This window comes from Marinobacter vinifirmus, from assembly GCF_002258215.1.
GTDB lineage: Bacteria > Pseudomonadota > Gammaproteobacteria > Pseudomonadales > Oleiphilaceae > Marinobacter > Marinobacter vinifirmus.
The window spans coordinates 18,099-35,196 of sequence record NZ_NEFY01000004.1 but is presented as its reverse complement, the minus strand read 5'-3'; the positions used below and the strand labels follow the sequence as shown (position 1 = coordinate 35,196).

Here is a 17,098-nt window from a genome sequence, read left to right as displayed (position 1 = left end):
ATTTGAGACAGATTATCAATCAGCCTGCCGGCGAAGGAATGCGGGAATATCGAGATAGTCCACGCCCTGCTCTTCGCTTTCTTTGCTCTGGTCCAGTGCCACATTGCCCTGGGTTACCGCGCGACGACGCAACACCGCCGGGCGGTCCAGCTGGTTGTAGTCGGTCTTGCCATCCAGGGTACGGGTGTTATCCACCACCTTGGTCGGCTTCTCGCGCTCACCGCCCAGACCGGTCGCAACCACGGTAACCTTCAGTTCTTCGGTCATTTCCGGATCGATCACGGTGCCCACCACCACGGTGGCGGAGTCAGACGCGAATTCGCGAACGATATCGCCCACCTCGGAGAACTCACCCAGGTTGAGGTCCATACCGGCAGTGATATTAACCAGGATGCCCTTGGCGCCCTGCAGGTTGATATCTTCCAGCAGCGGGCTGCGTACGGCCGCTTCTGCTGCTTCACGGGCTCGGTTCTCGCCGGTGGCGCGGCCGGTACCCATCATCGCCATGCCCATTTCGGACATTACGGTTTTCACGTCGGCAAAGTCGACGTTGATCATACCGTTACGGGTAATCAGGTCGGCAATACCCTGCACAGCGCCAAGCAGTACATCGTTGGCGGAGGCAAAGGCGTCCAGCAGGCTGGTTTTCTTGCCCATGACCGCCAGCAGTTTTTCGTTCGGAATGGTAATCAGGGAGTCCACACTCTCTTCCAGTTCCTTCAGTCCGGATTCCGCCACGCTCATGCGCTTGCCGCCTTCGAACTGGAACGGCTTGGTGACCACGGCAACGGTCAGGATACCCAGTTCACGGGCAACCTCTGCCACGATCGGCGCAGCACCGGTACCGGTACCACCGCCCATACCTGCGGTGATGAACACCATGTCTGAGCCGCTCAGGGCCTCGGCAATGCGGTCACGGTCTTCCAGCGCAGACTGGCGACCGACTTCCGGGTTGGCGCCGGCACCCAGGCCCTTGGTGATGTTGCCACCGAGCTGGATGATCTGGCGGGCGTCCAGGTTTTTCAGTGCCTGGGCGTCTGTGTTGGCGCAGATAAATTCCACGCCTTCAATGTCGCTGTTGAGCATGTGGCGAACAGCGTTACCGCCACCACCGCCAACACCGACAACCTTGATTACTGCGTTTTGCTGAACATTATCAACGAGTTCAAACATATCCCCTACTCCTTCGTGCGGTTTCCGACCTGTCCAGGCCGGCTATTTCGATCGTTTTTTGCTTTTCGAGAAACCTTCGTGCCTTACCCCCGGCCTACCGTCAGAAATGACCGGTAAACCAGGCTTTCATCCGCTCAACCAGTGAGGGTGCATCCTCACCCTTGAGCGCCGGCGCCCGGCCAAGATCCATTTGCCGGAAGCCATGGATCAGCAACCCCACGCCCGTGGCGTAGATCGGGTTGTTGACCACTTCCGTCATGCCGGAGACTTTCTGCGGGCAGGCAAGCCTGACCGGCATGTGGAAGATTTCTTCGGCCAGTTCCACCACCCCTTCCATGGTGGAGGAACCTCCGGTAATCACGATGCCGGCCGGAATCAGGTCTTCAAACCCGGACCGGCGCAGCTCCGACTGAACCAGGGTGAACAGCTCCTCGTAACGGGGCTCCACCACTTCTGCCAGGGCCTGGCGGGACAGATCGCGGGGTGCGCGATCGCCCACGCTGGGCACCTTGATGGTTTCGTCGGCGCCTGCGAGCTGGGTCAGCGCACAGGCATATTTGATCTTGATCTCTTCTGCGTTCTGGGTGGGCGTACGCAATGCCATGGCGATGTCGTTGGTCACCTGGTCGCCGGCGATGGGAATCACCGCGGTATGACGAATGGCGCCGCCGGTAAACACGGCGATATCGGTGGTACCGCCACCGACATCCACCACGCACACGCCCAGTTCTTTCTCGTCTTCGGTGAGAATGGCGTGGCTCGAGGCCAGCTGTTCCAGGATGATGTCGTCCACCTCCAGGCCACAGCGTTCCACACACTTTTCAATATTCTGGGCAGCATTCACCGCGCAGGTCACCAGGTGCACCTTGGCTTCGAGGCGCACGCCGGACATGCCCATGGGTTCCTTGATGCCTTCCTGGTTATCGATCACAAATTCCTGCGGCAGGATATGCAGGATTTTCTGATCCGCCGGAATGGCCACGGCCTGGGCAGCATCGATCACCCGGTCGATATCCGCCTGGGTCACTTCCCGGTCCCGGATCGCCACGATGCCGTGGGAATTCAGGCTCTTGATATGGCTGCCGGCAATGCCGGCATACACCGAGTGAATCCGGCACCCCGCCATCAGCTCCGCTTCTTCCACGGCGCGCTGGATAGCCTGAACAGTGGTTTCGATATTCACCACCACACCACGCTTGAGGCCGCGGGACGGGTGGGAACCGATCCCCACTACTTCGATCGTTCCATCCATCTTGCGCTTGCCGACAATCGCAACCACCTTGGAGGTTCCGATATCCAGGCCGACAATCATGTTTTCCGTTTCAACCGATGACATGTGTTTCACCAAACCCCAGGTTCGTAATAATCGTTATCAGGATTTCGGAGTGGCCTGTGCCACATCCGCTTTCCACTGCACCGCGACTCCGTTCGAGTAACGGGCATCAACCCGGCTGACTTCGCTGACTCTTGAAGCCAGCCGGTTCTCGTAAACTGTTATAAAACGCTCGAAGCGCTGTTCCACCTGGTCCCGGCCCAGCACCACTTCGATGCCGTTGGCCAGGGTAAGGGTCCAGGCCCCCCTTTGTTCAAGGGTCAGGCCGGCAAAGCCCAGCCCGTATCCCAGTAATTGCTCGCTCATGGTGCGCGCCATGTCGATGACGTCTCGTACCCGCTCGTCAGGCCCTGCCAGCCGGGGCAGCTTGCCCGCCACTTCCGGATTGGCCGGGGCAAACAGTTCCCCGGCACGGCTGACCAGGCGGCCATCTGTCCAATAGGCCAGTGGCTTTTTCTCCCGGATGTCGATTTCCAGGCGACCGGGCCATACCCGCCTGACGGCAGCAGACTCGACCCAGGGCCGGCGCTCCAGCTCCGCCTTGATGTCGGCCAGGTCGGTTGCAAAATAGCTCTTGCCGACCCAGGCACTGGCTGCCCGCTCTACGTCCACCGGGTTTTCACCAACAAAGTTGCCGCGCACATCCACCGCCAGAATCTGCTGATCCATGGCCGTCAGCAGGCGATCGGTGCCCCAGGGCACCATGGCCGCCAGCAGAACCACCAGGGCTCCCAGCCCTACCTGCATCCAGGGCACAGTCGCCAGAATGGCTTTCAACACTCCAAACCGGTCCCGCTCCGGGCCCACGGAGGTTGCCCCCCGGCGCCGGGGCTGCTCGGGCGGTACCGCCCGACTCCGGATCTGCAGTGTTTCAAGCATTCGCAGCCTCCTGCACGGTGTCCTTCAGAATGCGCACCACCAGTTCTTCAAAGCTGATGCCCGCAGCCCGTGCCGCCATCGGCACCAGGCTGTGGTCGGTCATGCCCGGCACGGTGTTTACTTCCAGCAGCCAGAACTCGCCCTCGGCATCCTGCATGATGTCTACCCGGCCCCAGGTGCGACAGCCCAGTACCCGGAAGGCTTCCAGGGCCAGGTGTTGAAGCCGCAGTTCATCATCCGGCGCGAGTCCGCAGGGAATGCGGTAGCGGGTGTCATCAGCCAGGTACTTGGCGTCGTAATCGTAGAAATCGTGGTCGGTACTCAGACCGATGGCCGGCAGGGCCCGGTCCTGCAACAGGCTGACGGTGAACTCCGGCCCTTCGATCCATTTTTCCACCAGTACCAGGTCATCCATGGCGGCAGCCGCTTCATAGGCTTCTGCCAGCTCGCTGGCGCTGCGCACCTTGCGGATACCGATGCTGGAGCCCTCGTGGGCCGGCTTGACGCTCAGGGGTGTACCCAGAGCTGCCACAATAGCCTCGGCTTCATCCACCGACTTCATGGCCCGGAATGCCGGTGTCGGCAGGCCGCAGCCTTCGAACACATACTTGGTGCGCAGTTTGTCCATGGCCAGTGACGATGCCAGCACTTCGCTGCCGGTGTAGGGAATACCCGCCTGGCCCAGAATCGCCTGCAGGGTACCGTCTTCACCGCCACGACCGTGCAGGGCAATAAACACCCGGTCAAACTCCGGATTCTCGACGGTACGCAGCAGGCAGCCCCGGATGTCCATACCCACGGCATCCACACCCGCAGATTGCAGGGCCGACAGCACGGCCTGGCCGCTCTTCAACGACACTTCCCGCTCGGCCGAATCGCCGCCCATGAATACCGCCACCCGGCCCAGGGCTTTCACCAGCCCGGGCGATGCCTGATACGGCTGTGCGTCGGTATGCGTCAGATCACTCACTTGCTGTTACTCCTGCTGCGGCCAGTCGTGCCGCTACTCCACCAATGTCTCCTGCCCCCTGGGTAATCAGCAGGTCGCCATCCTGCAACACGTTGGTCAGGAGACTTTCAATCTCGCGGTTGTCTTCTACAAACACCGGTTCCACCTTGCCCCGCTGACGGATGCTCCGGCACAGGGCCCGACCGTCAGCGCCCGGAATGGCGGGTTCGCCGGCGGAATACACATCCATCAGCAGCAGGCCGTCGACTTCTGCCAGCACCCGTACGAAGTCTTCGTACAGGTCCCGGGTACGGGTAAACCGGTGCGGCTGATACAGCATCACAATACGGCGGCCCGGCCAGGCATCCCGGGCGGCACGGATGACGGCTTCCACTTCAGTGGGGTGATGGCCGTAGTCATCCACCAGGGTCACAGTACCTTTCGGAATCTGATATTCGCCGTAAACCTGGAACCGGCGACCGACACCGGCAAAGCCGGCCAGCCCGCGACAGATCGCCTGGTCGTCCACGCCTTCGTCCGTTGCCACCGCGATGGTCGCCAGTGCGTTCAGCACGTTGTGGCGACCCGGCATCTTCAGTTCCACGGCCAGGTCTGGCCGGCCACCGGGGCGGCGCACCACAAAGCGGGTTTTCAGGCCATCCGAGGTAATCTGCTCGGCGCGGTAGTCGGCGTCGGGGTTATCGATGCCGTAGGTGATGATGGCGCGGGAAATGCGGGGAATGATTTCCTGCACATAGTCGTCGTCTACACACATCACTGCCACACCGTAAAACGGCAGGTTGTGCAGGAAATCGACGAATGTCTGCTTCAGCTTCTCGACATCGCCACCGTAGGTGTCCATGTGGTCCGCTTCGATGTTGGTGACCACGGAAATAACCGGTGTGAGATGCAGGAACGAGGCATCGCTTTCGTCGGCTTCCGCCACCAGGTAGCGGGAACCGCCCAGCTGGGCATTGGTGCCGGCGCTGTTGAGCTTGCCACCAATCACGAAGGTCGGGTCCAGCCCCGCCTCACCCAGCACCGAGGCAATCAGGCTGGTTGTAGTGGTCTTACCGTGGGTGCCGGCTACTGCAATGCCGTGGCGATAGCGCATGATTTCCGCCAGCATTTCCGCCCGGGGCACAATCGGCACCCGGCGGCTGCGGGCCGCTGCCACTTCCGCGTTATCACTGCCCACGGCGGTGGACACCACCACCACGTCTGCCTTGGCGCTGTTCTCGGCACGGTGGCCGATCTGCACTTCCACGCCCATGGCCCGAAGCCGGTCTATTACCGGGCTTTCCTTGATATCGGAACCGGACACGTCGTAGCCCTGGTTCTTCAATACTTCGGCAATACCGCTCATGCCGGCACCGCCAATGCCGACAAAGTGGATATGGCGAATTCGGCGCATTTCCGGCACCTGGTACACCAGCGGCGGATTGTTTGCATCAGCCATTGGCGGCCTCCAGACAGTAATTCACGACTCTCTCCGTTGCATCGGGACGGGCCAGCGAGCGCGCGGCCTGCGCCATTCCCAGAATTTTTTCCCGGTCACCGGACAACCCTTTCAGGGTGTCGGCCAGTGCCTCGGGGGTAAACCTTGGCTGCGGCACCAGAATGGCGGCACCGGCCTTGACCATGTGTTGGCCGTTGCGGGTCTGATGGTCGTCCACCGCGTGGGGGAACGGCACCAGGATCGCGCCTACCCCGGCGGCACACAGCTCCGACACCGTCAGGGCGCCCGCCCGGCACACCACCAGGTCTGCCCAGGCGTAGGCTTCTGCCATATCCGCAATAAAGGGCTCTACGCTGGCCTTCACGCCGGCAGCATCATAGGACTGCTGCGCGGCTTCGAGATTCTTTTCGCCACACTGGTGGCGCACCTGCGGCCGGTCGGCTTCCGGCAACAGCGCCAGGGCCCTGGGCAACTGTTCGTTGAACACCTGCGCGCCCAGGCTGCCGCCCACTACCAGGATGCGCACCGGCCCGGTTCGGCCGGCAAAACGCTCTGCCGGCTCCGGCAACCCGGCCACATCCTTGCGCACCGGGTTGCCGGTGCAGCGGGTAATGACCTTGTCGCCGAAACTGCCGGGAAAAGCTTCCAGCACAGTTTCGGCAAAGCGGGTCAGCCAGCGGTTGGTCATACCGGCAACCGCGTTCTGCTCATGCACCACCAGCGGCCGGCGCTGCATCCAGGCGGCTACGCCACCAGGGCCGGTCACAAAGCCGCCCATACCCACCACGCAATCCGGGTTGATCCGGCGCAGCAGTGTCCAGGCCTCGCCCAGGGCCCGCATCAGGCGGAACGGCGCCAGCAACAGCGCCAGCTTGCCCTTGCCCCGCAGGCCGGAGATATGAATGGTGGACAGCGGAATATCGGTGTTACCCACCAGCCGCTCTTCCATGCCGCCACTGGCGCCAAGCCAGTAAACTTCATGGCCACGCTCCTGCAGCGCCCGGGCCGTTGCCAGGGCCGGGAATACGTGCCCGCCGGTACCACCGGCCATCATCAGGAAACGACGAGGTTCAGTCATACACAGCCCCTCCCCGCACCTTGTTTTTCTTTTCCTGTTCGGACATACGAACCCGATCCAGCCGTTCCATTTCAACCCGTACCAGCACCCCGATTGCCACGCAGGTAACCATCAGGCTGGAGCCGCCATAGCTCACCAGCGGCAGGGTCAGGCCCTTAGTGGGCAGCAGGCCGGTGGCAACCGCCATGTTGATACCGGCCTGCAAACCGATCAGCAGCGTCAGGCCATAGCTGAAACAGGCCCCGAACGGCATGCCGGATTTTTCTGCGCGGCGGGCAATCACAAACCCGCTCACCACCAGGGCGGTAAACAGCCCCAGCACAATCAATGCACCGACCAGCCCGAACTCCTCGGCAATAATCGAGAAAATAAAGTCTGTGTGGGCTTCCGGCAGGAAGAACAGCTTCTGCACCGAATTGCCCAGGCCAACGCCGAACCACTCACCGCGCCCGAAGGCAATCAGTGACTGGGTGAGCTGATAGCCGGAATCAAACTGGTCCTTCCAGGGGTCCAGGTAACTCACTACCCGCTTCAGCCGGTACGGCTGGGTAACCACCAAAATGGTGCCCAGCACCGCCAGGATGGCGATCAGCGGTGCGAAGCGGGTCAGCCGCACACCACTGAGAAAAATCATGCCCGCCGCCGCAGTCACCAGAACCACCGTGGCGCCAAAGTCGGGCTGGATAACCAGCAGCACCGAAGCCACACCCAGTACAACCAGGGGCTTCAGAAAGCCGGGCCAGGTATTCAGCAGCTCTTCCCGGCGGCGCACCACGTAGCCGGCCAGGTAGGCAATCAGGCACAGCTTGGCCACTTCCGATACCTGCACATTGAACACCAGCATCGGGATCCAGCGGGTAGAACCGTTAACAGTCCGCCCCAGCGGCGTCAGCACCAGCACCAGCACCGCCAGGCCAATACCCAGCATCAGCCAGCCACTGCGCTCCCACCAGCTCACTGGCACATTCACCGCAATCAGCGCGGCCACGCAGCCCATGGCGGCATACAGCAGCTGCCGGATCACATAGTGATAGCCATTGCCCAGGGTGGCCTCGGCCATATCCATGGAGGCCGAGGAGATCATCACCACGCCCACCACCAGCAGGGCAACCGCAGACACCACTAACACCGGCAGCGGCTGCAACTGGCCGTCCCAGGTCCTGGTTTGCGGTATGGTCATACCTGCCTGCATCACAGCGCCTCCACCAGGGTGCGGAACTGATCACCCCGATCGTTGTAATCCCGGAACATGTCGAAGCTGGCGCAAGCCGGAGATAACAAGACCCGGTCGCCCTCATGGGCCATTTCCCGGGCATCAGACACCGCCCGCTCAAAACTGCTCGCCATCACCGTCACCACGTCTTCCGGCAAGGCGGCGGCAATCGCCGGTGCATCACGGCCAATCAGCACCACCGCCCGGCAATGCTGTGCCACCGGCTGAGCCAACGGCTGGAAATCAGCACCCTTGCCATCACCGCCGGCAATCAGCACCACCTTGCCCTGCTCGGGGGCCAGGCTTTCAATGGCGGCAACCGTGGCACCCACGTTGGTACCCTTGGAATCGTTGATGTAATCCACGCCGCCCAGTTGCCGGATAAACTCGCAGCGATGAGGCAAGCCACGGAACTCACGTGCCACCTGCAGCATCGGTTCCATCGCAAGGCCGGCGGCGTGGCCCAGGGCCAGCGCAGCCATCACATTGCTGATGTTGTGCAGGCCCATCAGTTTCAGTTCGCTGGCCAGCAGCAGGTTGTCGAAGCCGAAGGTAATCCAGGTGCCCCGTTCGTCATCCCGGGTGCTGAAGGTTTCCGGATTCACCCGGTTAAAACCGAAACACAGAAATCTCAGGTTATCCCGGGCCATCGGCGTGCTCAGGGCATCGTCCAGGTTCACAATGGCATTGCGGCAACCGCGATAGATCCGCTGCTTGGCCTGGAAATACGCCATCTTATCCGGGTAGCGGTCCATATGATCGTCACTGACGTTCAGTACAGTGGCCGCCTGGGCATTCAGTTCCGCCGTGGTTTCCAGCTGGAAGCTGGACAGTTCCAACACATACAGATCGGCGCCCTGACCCAGCAGATCCAGGGCCGGGGTACCGATATTGCCGCCTAACTGAACCTTGCGGCCGGCCGCCTTCGCCATTTCGCCCACCAGGGTAGTCACCGTGGTTTTACCGTTAGAACCGGTAATGGCGATGATCGGTGCGTCTGCGGCTTCCGCAAACAGGTCGATGTCACCGCGAATCACGGCGCCTTTTTGCGCAGCACCGGCAATGGCGGGCTCGGCAATGCTGATGCCCGGGCTGACCACCAGTTCGTTAAAACGGGCAAACAGCTCTTCATCGAAATCGCCTAGGTACACCGGCACATCCGGCCAGCCGGCCTTCAGCTCATCCAGCCCCGGCGGGTTACTCCGGCTGTCAGCCACGGCAATGTCCCTGCCTGTTCCAGACAGATAGCGCACGCAGGAGAGCCCGGTTTTACCGAGCCCTACTACCAATGTGCGACGATCCGAAACAATGACACTCATAGCCGTAGCAACTTCCTATCGGATTTTCAGACTGGCCAGGCCAACCAGGACCAGGACCACGGTAATGACCCAGAAGCGCACGATGACTCGCGGCTCGGGCCAGCCCTTAAGCTCGAAATGGTGGTGCAACGGTGCCATCCGGAAAATCCGGCGGCCGGTCAGGCGGAACGATGCCACCTGCAGGATCACCGAGATGGTTTCCATCACAAACACACCACCCATGATGAACAACACGATTTCCTGGCGGACGATCACAGCCACCACACCCAGGGCCGCCCCCAAGGCGAGCGCACCTACATCACCCATAAATACCTGGGCCGGATAGGTGTTGAACCAGAGGAAACCCAGGCCCGCGCCCACCAGGGCACAACAGAACACAATCAGCTCGCCGGTTCCCGGCAGATGCGGAATCAGCAAGTAGTTGGCAAACTGGGCATGGCCGGACACATACGCGAAGATGGCCAGGGCGCTGGCCACCATCACCGTAGGCATAATCGCCAGGCCGTCGAGGCCGTCTGTCAGGTTCACCGCGTTACTGCTGCCGACAATCACGAAGTAGGTCAGCAGAATGAACATCACCGGCCCCAGAGTGATGGACACATCTTTCAGGAACGGCAGGTACAGGGACGTTTCCTGGGGCAGCGAGGAGCTGAAATACAGCCCTACCGCCGCTGCGGCACCAATCACCGACTGCCAGAAATACTTCCAGCGGCCCGGCAGGCCGCGCGGATTACGCTCCACCACCTTGCGGTAGTCGTCTACCCAGCCAATGGCACCGAACAACAAGGTGACCAGCAGCACAATCCAGACATAGCGGTTGCTCAGGTCTGCCCACAGCAGGGTGGAAATCGCGATAGCCACCAGAATCAGCGCGCCGCCCATGGTGGGGGTGCCTGCCTTGCTCAGGTGGGTTTGCGGGCCGTCGTCCCGAACCGCCTGGCCAATCTGGTACTGGCTGAGTTTTCGGATCATCACCGGGCCGATCAACAGCGAGATCAGCAGTGCCGTCAGCACACCCAGAATGGCGCGCAGGGTCAGGTACTGAAACACCGTCAGTGATGAAAAGTATTGCGATAGTATCTCTGTCAGCCAGAGCAGCATGTGTTTGTCACCTTTTTCTGAATTCCCTCCACCACGCGATCCATGGCGGAACTGCGAGAACCTTTCACCAGTACAGTGGTATTTCCCTGCCGGCCATTCAGAATGGCCTCCATCGCCTGTTCATGGCTCTGGACCTGCTCGGCATTTGTTCCGAAACCCCGGGCGTAGCCTTCGCTACCGGCACCCACCGCCAACAGGCGCTCGATACCCTTTGCCCGGGCGTGGGCGCCTACTTCCTGGTGCAGCGCCTCAGCGCCTTCACCCAGTTCAGCCATGGCGCCGAATACGGCCACCCGGGTACCCGGACAGGCCGCCAAGACATCCAGCGCCGCCTTCATGGACGCGGGATTGGCGTTATAGCTGTCGTCGATCACCGTGAAATCGTCGGTCAGCTTCAGTACCTGCAACCGCCCTTTTACCGGTTGCACACCGCTCAGCCCGTGTACCAGCTGCTGGTCGGTCGCACCCAGCTCCCGGCATGCCGCCAGCGCCAGCAGCGCATTGGTAATGTTGTGTTCACCCGGCAGCGGCAGTACCAGGCTGCAATGCCAGCCGTCAGGGCCGTCAATCTCCAGCGCCAGGGACTGGTCTGCCTGGATTGCTGCCCGGGCGCGGTAATCCGCTTGCGGGTGATCCATGCGGGAAACACTCACGACCCGCTTCGATCCGGCCCGCTGTAACCACTGGTCAAAGGCAGGGTCGTCCCGGTTCAGCACCACCGCACCATCGGCGGCCACGCCATCAATAATCTCGCCCTTGGCCTGCACGATATTCTGGTAACTGCCGAAACCTTCCAGGTGCGCCTGCCCGGCGTTGGTCAGAATGACCACCTGCGGGCGAACAATGTTCACCGTGTGGGCAATCTCGCCCAGCCCGCTGGCACCCAGCTCGATGGCACCGTAACGATGCGCAGGCTCCAGCCGGAACAGGGTCAGCGGAACCCCGATGTGGTTGTTCAGGTTGCCCTCTGTCGCCAGGGTAGTTCCCATCTGCGCCAGAATGGCGGAGGTCATCTGCCGGACGGTGGTCTTGCCGCTGCTACCGGTAATCGCCACCAGCGCTGCCCGGCTTTCGCTTCGATTTGCGGCCGCCAGACCTGCCAGTGCATTGACGGTATCGGCCACTACCAGTTGCGGCATGGCAACGGTGTCATCTGCGGTATCGACCACTGCCGCCACCGCACCCTGTGCCCGGGCCTGCTCCAGAAACTTGTGGCCATCGAAACGGTCGCCGCGCAGCGCCACAAACAACTGGCCCGGCTTGACTGCCCGGGTATCGGTCGACACACCATCAAAGCGGAGCGTATCCGCATCCACCGGCGCGCCGGCCAGTTTGGCCTGCAGGAAGCCCTGAGCTTCCGCCAGCGAAAAGGCGCGCATCATGCCACACCTCCATTGAGGTTCAAGTGGTGGCGCACCTGCTCGGCATCACTGAATGGCAGCTTCTGGCCAGCCACTTCCTGGTAGGCCTCGTGGCCCTTTCCGGCCACCAGCACCAGGTCGTCCGGACCGGCCATGGCAATGGCTTCGGCGATGGCCGCCGCACGGTCATGGATAACCCGGTACGCGGCACCTGCAGAAAAGCCCTGCACAATATCGGCAGCAATCTTCGCCGGATCTTCAGAGCGCGGGTTGTCGTCAGTCACGATCACCACATCTGCACGCTTTTCCGCTTCTGCTGCCATTTCAGGGCGCTTGCCGGCATCCCGGTCGCCGCCACAGCCGAATACACAAATCAGCTTGCCTGCCGCATGGGGCCGCAAGGCCGCCAGGGCATTGGCCAGGGCGTCCGGGGTATGCGCGTAGTCCACAACTACATGCTTGCCATCAGCACCGGTGAAACGCTCAAGCCGGCCCGGAGGCGGCGTGAGGTGCGAACTGGCTTCGACTGCTCGCTCCAGCGGCACACCCAGGGTGAGCACGGTGGCCAGGGCCGCCAGCACGTTACTGGCGTTAAAGCTGCCCAGCAGCGGCACCTGCAGCTCAAACTCGCCCCACTGGCCATCCACCAGGGCACAGAACCCGGAAGCTTCAGGTGTAAATTCTTTCAGCCACAACTCGGTCTGCGCCTCGTGCAGGCTGTAGCGGACACGGTCACACAACCCTTCAAGCTGGCCATACAGCTGGCGCCCGAACGGATCGTCAAAATTGATCACCGAGAAGTGCAATTCCTCGCGCTGGAACAGCCTGGCCTTGGCCTCGCCATAGGCCTCCATACTGCCGTGGTAATCCAGGTGGTCCCGGGTCAGGTTGGTAAACACGGCTCCGGTCATGGTCAGCTTGTCGATCCGGCCCTGATCCAGGGCGTGGGAAGACACTTCCATCACCGCAGCCCTGCCACCATCGGTCCGGATGCGATGCAGCACACGATTCACCTGCACCACGTCCGGCGTGGTATGGGTGGCGGGCATCAGGTTGCCCGGCATGCCATAACCCAGGGTGCCCAGAACGCCGCACGGGGTGCCGGTGTCTTTCAACAACTGGGCGATGTACTGGGTTACCGAAGTCTTGCCGTTGGTACCGGTGACCCCAATAAGCCGCAAATGCCGGGACGGATGCTCGAAAAACCGGGTGGCGACGCGCCCCAACTGGGCGCGCAGGCCGACAACCGGAACAATCAGGGCGCCAGAGCGTTCATGGCATTCCCGGTGTTCACTGGCTTCCAGCAACACTGCGGTAGCACCCGCAGCGATGGCATCATCTACATAGTGTTCCGCTGACGTGGCAGAACCCGCCAGGGCAATAAAGGCGTCGCCCGATCGTACCGCCCGGCTGTCCGTCTGAAGGCCGTGGATGGTCACGTCAAAGACCGATGGCACGTCCACAATGCCCTGAAGCAGAGTGCTGATTGATGTGATGCACATGGCGTTAACCTCTCTCTCCGGATGCCGTCGCCTTGGCGTCGGACACTTCCAGTTCAGGCTTCACATTCAGCAGTCGCAATGCGTCTCCCATAACCCGGGCAAATACCGGGGCGGCAACTTCACCACCGTAGTATTCCCCGGACTGCGGCGCATCAACGGCCACAACGGTTACGATTCGCGGATCATCAATGGGTGCCATGCCGGCAAAAATGGCCTTGTACTGGCTGTCTTCATAGCCCTGGGCACCCACCAGGTGCACCGTGCCGGTTTTGCCGCCAGCGGCATACAGGCCGGGCTGGGCCCGGCCACCGGTGCCCTTGGCAACGGCGTTCCTCAACATGTTCCTGACCGCCAGGGTTACCTCTTCGGACAACACCCGGTGGCCCTCTGGCTTCTGGTCCTGCTTCAGCAAACTGACCGGATAACGAATGCCGCCGTTAGCGAGCACCATATAGGCCTGGGCCAGCTGCAGGGCATTCACGCTCAGCCCGTAGCCGTAGGACAAAGTGGCTTCTTCTACCGGGCGCCATTTCGGACGGGCCGGCAGCACACCGACTGCCTCACCCGGGAAACCGATACCGGTGGCCTGGCCAATGCCCAGGCGCGCATACAGGTTTCTCAGTACATCGCCCCCCAGCTCGGTGGCGATCTTGCTGACCCCGACGTTGCTCGATTTCACAATGATGTCGTTCAGGCTCAAAGCGCCGTAATCACGAAAATCCCGGATCGTAAAACGGCCAAAACGCCGGTAGCCCGGCGAAGTATCAATCAGGGTTTCCGGTTTGTACTTGCCGGATTCCAGCGCCGCAGCAACGGTGATGGGTTTCATGGTGGAGCCCGGCTCAAACAGGTCGGTAATGGCCTTGTTACGCAAATTGGCCGGATCCAGCTGGGAACGGTCGTTCGGGTTATAGGAGCCCTGATTCGCCATCGCCAGCACTTCGCCGGTGTTCACGTCCAGCATCACCAGGGTGCCGCCTCGGGCCTTATGGGCACTGACCACGGCCTTGAGTTCCCGGTAAGCAAGATACTGCAGACGCAGGTCGATGCTCAGCTCCATATCCTTGCCGGGCCGGGCGTCCCGGATCAGCATGAGGTCCTTGATCACCCGACCGCGATTGTCTTTCAGTACGCGCTTGCGGCCTGGCTCACCGGTCAGCCACTGGTTATACGCCAGTTCGATACCTTCCTGGCCTTCTTCGTCAATATTGGTGAAGCCGACAATGTGAGCAGTTACTTCGCCCGCAGGATAGTAACGACGATACTCCTGCCGTGAGTAGATGCCGCCAATACCCAGCTCTAACGCTTCGCGGGCCATGGCAGGCTGAACCTTACGGCGCAGATAGATGAACTCACGCCCCGCATAATCACGCAGGCGCTGGCGCAGTGCGCCTTCAGACATGCCGATAACCCTGGCCAGTGCCGCAAGGCCGGGATCTTCGGGATCGGTTTCCGAGGGGTTGGCCCAAAGGGTCTGCACCGGCGTACTCACCGCCAGCGGCTCACCGTGGCGGTCCGCCACCACACCCCGGTGGGCGTCAATAGACTCCACCCGGATGGTGCGCACATCGCCCTGCTGGCGCAGGAACTCGTTGTCGACTACTTGCAGGTCAACCAGGCGCCAGCTGATTCCAGCCATAACCAGCAGGAAAACGCCCAGCACAGTGCCGAAGCGCCAGGCCTTCAGGCCTGTCAGCACCCGCTGTTTCCAGCTTGTCGCCTGCTTTCCCTGACTGGACAAATCAGCCACCCCAAGAGTTTGTTGTTGCTATTATTTGGCTGCAACGGTGGACATCAGCGGCACCAGGACAATGTCCTGACGCTCTGGCACCACCATGTTGAAACGCTGGGCCGCCAGTTTCTCGACCCGACCATGATTGCTCAGTGCACTCTGCTCCAGCAGCAACTGACTCCATTCCCGCTGGTAGCCGTCGCGCTGCTCCTGCAAACCGGACAAGGTATTGAACAGTTCCCGGTTCTGGTGGGAGCTGATCACTACGCCAATAGCCGAGGCGGTCAGCACCAGCACCAGGGCGAGGGTAATCACCACCTTCGGCTCCCGGGTTACCTCGAATACCTGGCGGGACAGACGCACCGCCGTAGCCATGCCATCGCGCACACGCTCCCGGGTAATCCGGGTTGTCTTTACTGGTTGTTCGATCGCTACCGCACCCATGGCGTCGCGCTCCCTTTCAAATCCGTTTAATTGGCTACCCGTTCCAGAACCCGCATAACTGCACTGCGGGCCCGGACGTTTTCTTCAATTTCCTGCTCATTGGCCTTGCTGGCCTTACCCACCAGGCGAAATCCCGACTGCTCCTGGTCTGCAGTAACCGGGACACCCCGGGGAATCTTCGGCCCCTTGGCCAGGTCTCTCATAAACCGCTTAACCAACCGGTCTTCCAGTGAATGGAAGCTGATGACCACCAACCGGCCACCCGGTGCCAGCCGGTCTACTGCCGATTTCAGTCCGATTTCCAGGTCTTCCAGCTCCCGGTTGATAAAAATCCGGATCGCCTGGAAGGTCCGGGTGGCCGGATGCTTGTGCTTTTCTTTCTTGGGCACAGCTTCTGCCACCAGTTCCGCCAGCTGGCGCGTGGTTTCGATCGCCTCTTCCTGACGACGGGCCACAACCAGGCGGGCAATACGACGGGAGAAACGCTCCTCGCCGTAGCGCCAGATCACGTCTGCAATGTCTTTTTCGTCGGCGGTCGCCAGCCACTGGGATGCGCTGGGTTCCTGCTCCGGGTTCATGCGCATATCCAGCGGACCATTGCGCATAAAGGAAAATCCGCGGCTGGCGTCGTCCAACTGGGGCGACGACACACCCAGGTCCATCAAAACACCATTCACCTGCGCCCACTCTTTGCTGTCCAGTGCCTCATCGAGCTGCGCGAAGGAACCGTGGAACCACGAGAACCGGGCATCATCCGCTGCCAGCTTCCCGGCTACGCGAATTGCCTCGGGATCTTTATCAATACCCATCAACTGGCCGGAATCGCCCAGTTGCCCGAGAATCAAACGGCTGTGGCCACCACGGCCAAAAGTTGCATCCACATAGCAACCGGCCGGATCGTTGACCAGGTAATCCACGGCCTCGTCGAGCAGCACGGAACGGTGCTTGAAGCCTGCTGCGGATTCCTGCTGGTTATCCGTCATAGCGACAACGCCTCCATTTCCGGCGGCATGTCTTCGTCACCGGACGACTCGTCCAGCCAGGCGAACCAGCGCTCTTCACTCCAGAGCTCCAGCTTTTTGCCCTGACCAATCAGCATCAGCTTTTTCTCCAGGTGTGCGTAACTTCTGAGCGTTGGCGGCACCAGAATACGGCCAGCACTGTCCAGTTCCATGGGCGCCGCATTACCAAGAATCAGGCGCTGGAGCCGGCGGGCGGCTTTATTCATATTCGGCAGCGCTTCAATTTTGGGGCGCAGCTGCTCCCACTCGGGCTCCGGATACAGCAGCAAACAGCGCTCTTCATCAGCATTGGCAGTCAGCACAATACGGCCACCACAAAGCTGCGCGAGCTCCTCGCGCAGCTTTGTCGGGATCGCCAGGCGTCCCTTCGCGTCCATATTGATGGCATGACTGCCAAGAAAGTTACTCATTTATGCTGAATCCAAGGGTGCGATATCCACAAAAAACCACCGTAAACCACTTTTTCCCACTTCCGCACACTATAGAAACACGCAATACACAATGCAAGCGCCGCAAACGGCACCACATCATGA

General features: G+C 61.2%; 15 protein-coding genes. All 15 read right to left on the bottom strand.

What is annotated here, in order from left to right; translation table 11 throughout:
* Positions 1-15: 15 nt before the first annotated feature.
* The 15 genes from ftsZ to mraZ all read right to left on the bottom strand — a co-directional run bounded on the left by ftsZ (position 16) and on the right by mraZ (position 16,975).
* Positions 16-1,173 carry a cell division protein FtsZ gene (ftsZ, locus tag B9Q17_RS06385; RefSeq protein ID WP_022988689.1) on the bottom strand — a complete coding sequence of 386 codons (1,158 nt, stop codon included), beginning with the start codon at positions 1,171-1,173 and terminating at the stop codon, positions 16-18.
* A 100-nt stretch (positions 1,174-1,273) separates the two neighbouring features.
* Positions 1,274-2,509 carry a cell division protein FtsA gene (gene ftsA, locus B9Q17_RS06375; protein WP_022988688.1) on the bottom strand — a complete coding sequence of 412 codons (1,236 nt, stop codon included), beginning with the start codon at positions 2,507-2,509 and terminating at the stop codon, positions 1,274-1,276.
* Between the two features lie 36 nt (positions 2,510-2,545).
* Positions 2,546-3,385, bottom strand: a complete 840-nt coding sequence (locus B9Q17_RS06370; protein WP_094624577.1) for a cell division protein FtsQ/DivIB — start codon at positions 3,383-3,385, stop codon at positions 2,546-2,548.
* On the bottom strand, positions 3,378-4,355 hold the full coding sequence (locus tag B9Q17_RS06365) for a D-alanine--D-alanine ligase (protein WP_094624576.1): 978 nt from the start codon (positions 4,353-4,355) through the stop codon (positions 3,378-3,380). The genes B9Q17_RS06370 and B9Q17_RS06365 overlap by 8 nt, the downstream gene beginning before the upstream one ends.
* Entirely contained in the window at positions 4,348-5,793 is a 1,446-nt protein-coding gene (gene murC / locus B9Q17_RS06360) for a UDP-N-acetylmuramate--L-alanine ligase (RefSeq protein WP_094624575.1), read from the bottom strand. Before murC ends, B9Q17_RS06365 begins: the two co-directional genes overlap by 8 nt.
* Entirely contained in the window at positions 5,786-6,871 is a 1,086-nt protein-coding gene (gene murG / locus B9Q17_RS06355) for an undecaprenyldiphospho-muramoylpentapeptide beta-N-acetylglucosaminyltransferase (RefSeq protein WP_094624574.1), read from the bottom strand. Before murG ends, murC begins: the two co-directional genes overlap by 8 nt.
* Complete coding sequence (ftsW, locus tag B9Q17_RS06350; RefSeq protein WP_416226096.1) at positions 6,864-8,051, bottom strand: putative lipid II flippase FtsW; 1,188 nt, start codon at positions 8,049-8,051, stop codon at positions 6,864-6,866. Before ftsW ends, murG begins: the two co-directional genes overlap by 8 nt.
* 11 nt (positions 8,052-8,062) lie before the next feature.
* On the bottom strand, positions 8,063-9,403 hold the full coding sequence (gene murD / locus B9Q17_RS06345; RefSeq protein ID WP_094624572.1) for a UDP-N-acetylmuramoyl-L-alanine--D-glutamate ligase: 1,341 nt from the start codon (positions 9,401-9,403) through the stop codon (positions 8,063-8,065).
* Between the two features lie 15 nt (positions 9,404-9,418).
* Positions 9,419-10,504, bottom strand: coding sequence for a phospho-N-acetylmuramoyl-pentapeptide-transferase (mraY, locus tag B9Q17_RS06340; protein ID WP_058340412.1), 1,086 nt, complete (start codon positions 10,502-10,504; stop codon positions 9,419-9,421).
* Entirely contained in the window at positions 10,489-11,886 is a 1,398-nt protein-coding gene (locus tag B9Q17_RS06335) for a UDP-N-acetylmuramoyl-tripeptide--D-alanyl-D-alanine ligase (protein ID WP_094624571.1), read from the bottom strand. The genes mraY and B9Q17_RS06335 overlap by 16 nt, the downstream gene beginning before the upstream one ends.
* Positions 11,883-13,367, bottom strand: coding sequence for a UDP-N-acetylmuramoyl-L-alanyl-D-glutamate--2,6-diaminopimelate ligase (locus B9Q17_RS06330; protein ID WP_094624570.1), 1,485 nt, complete (start codon positions 13,365-13,367; stop codon positions 11,883-11,885). Before B9Q17_RS06330 ends, B9Q17_RS06335 begins: the two co-directional genes overlap by 4 nt.
* Positions 13,368-13,371: 4 nt before the next feature.
* Positions 13,372-15,108 (bottom strand): peptidoglycan D,D-transpeptidase FtsI family protein, encoded by a 1,737-nt coding sequence (locus tag B9Q17_RS06325; protein WP_094624775.1) that lies wholly within the window; start codon positions 15,106-15,108, stop codon positions 13,372-13,374.
* Positions 15,109-15,138: 30 nt separating this feature from the next.
* A complete protein-coding gene (gene ftsL, locus B9Q17_RS06320) occupies positions 15,139-15,543 on the bottom strand; it encodes a cell division protein FtsL (protein ID WP_022988677.1) in 405 nt (134 codons plus the stop codon).
* Positions 15,544-15,569: 26 nt separating this feature from the next.
* Positions 15,570-16,526: a 16S rRNA (cytosine(1402)-N(4))-methyltransferase RsmH gene (rsmH, locus tag B9Q17_RS06315; RefSeq protein WP_094624569.1), complete on the bottom strand. Its 957-nt coding sequence runs from the start codon at positions 16,524-16,526 to the stop codon at positions 15,570-15,572.
* Complete coding sequence (gene mraZ / locus B9Q17_RS06310; protein WP_058340417.1) at positions 16,523-16,975, bottom strand: division/cell wall cluster transcriptional repressor MraZ; 453 nt, start codon at positions 16,973-16,975, stop codon at positions 16,523-16,525. The genes rsmH and mraZ overlap by 4 nt, the downstream gene beginning before the upstream one ends.
* Between the last annotated feature and the right edge of the window lie 123 nt (positions 16,976-17,098).

Excerpts from the sequence above, each read along its gene's own strand:
- ftsZ (WP_022988689.1), bottom strand. The coding sequence starts at position 1,173 with ATGTTTGAACTCGTTGATAATGTTCAGCAAAACGCAGTAATCAAGGTT.
- ftsW (WP_416226096.1), bottom strand. The coding sequence starts at position 8,051 with ATGACCATACCGCAAACCAGGACCTGGGACGGCCAGTTGCAGCCGCTG.
- murC (WP_094624575.1), bottom strand. The coding sequence starts at position 5,793 with ATGGCTGATGCAAACAATCCGCCGCTGGTGTACCAGGTGCCGGAAATG.
- B9Q17_RS06370 (WP_094624577.1), bottom strand. The coding sequence starts at position 3,385 with ATGCTTGAAACACTGCAGATCCGGAGTCGGGCGGTACCGCCCGAGCAG.
- mraY (WP_058340412.1), bottom strand. The coding sequence starts at position 10,504 with ATGCTGCTCTGGCTGACAGAGATACTATCGCAATACTTTTCATCACTG.
- rsmH (WP_094624569.1), bottom strand. The coding sequence starts at position 16,526 with ATGACGGATAACCAGCAGGAATCCGCAGCAGGCTTCAAGCACCGTTCC.
- ftsA (WP_022988688.1), bottom strand. The coding sequence starts at position 2,509 with ATGTCATCGGTTGAAACGGAAAACATGATTGTCGGCCTGGATATCGGA.
- murD (WP_094624572.1), bottom strand. The coding sequence starts at position 9,403 with ATGAGTGTCATTGTTTCGGATCGTCGCACATTGGTAGTAGGGCTCGGT.
- B9Q17_RS06335 (WP_094624571.1), bottom strand. The coding sequence starts at position 11,886 with ATGATGCGCGCCTTTTCGCTGGCGGAAGCTCAGGGCTTCCTGCAGGCC.
- B9Q17_RS06330 (WP_094624570.1), bottom strand. The coding sequence starts at position 13,367 with ATGTGCATCACATCAATCAGCACTCTGCTTCAGGGCATTGTGGACGTG.
- mraZ (WP_058340417.1), bottom strand. The coding sequence starts at position 16,975 with ATGAGTAACTTTCTTGGCAGTCATGCCATCAATATGGACGCGAAGGGA.
- murG (WP_094624574.1), bottom strand. The coding sequence starts at position 6,871 with ATGACTGAACCTCGTCGTTTCCTGATGATGGCCGGTGGTACCGGCGGG.
- ftsL (WP_022988677.1), bottom strand. The coding sequence starts at position 15,543 with ATGGGTGCGGTAGCGATCGAACAACCAGTAAAGACAACCCGGATTACC.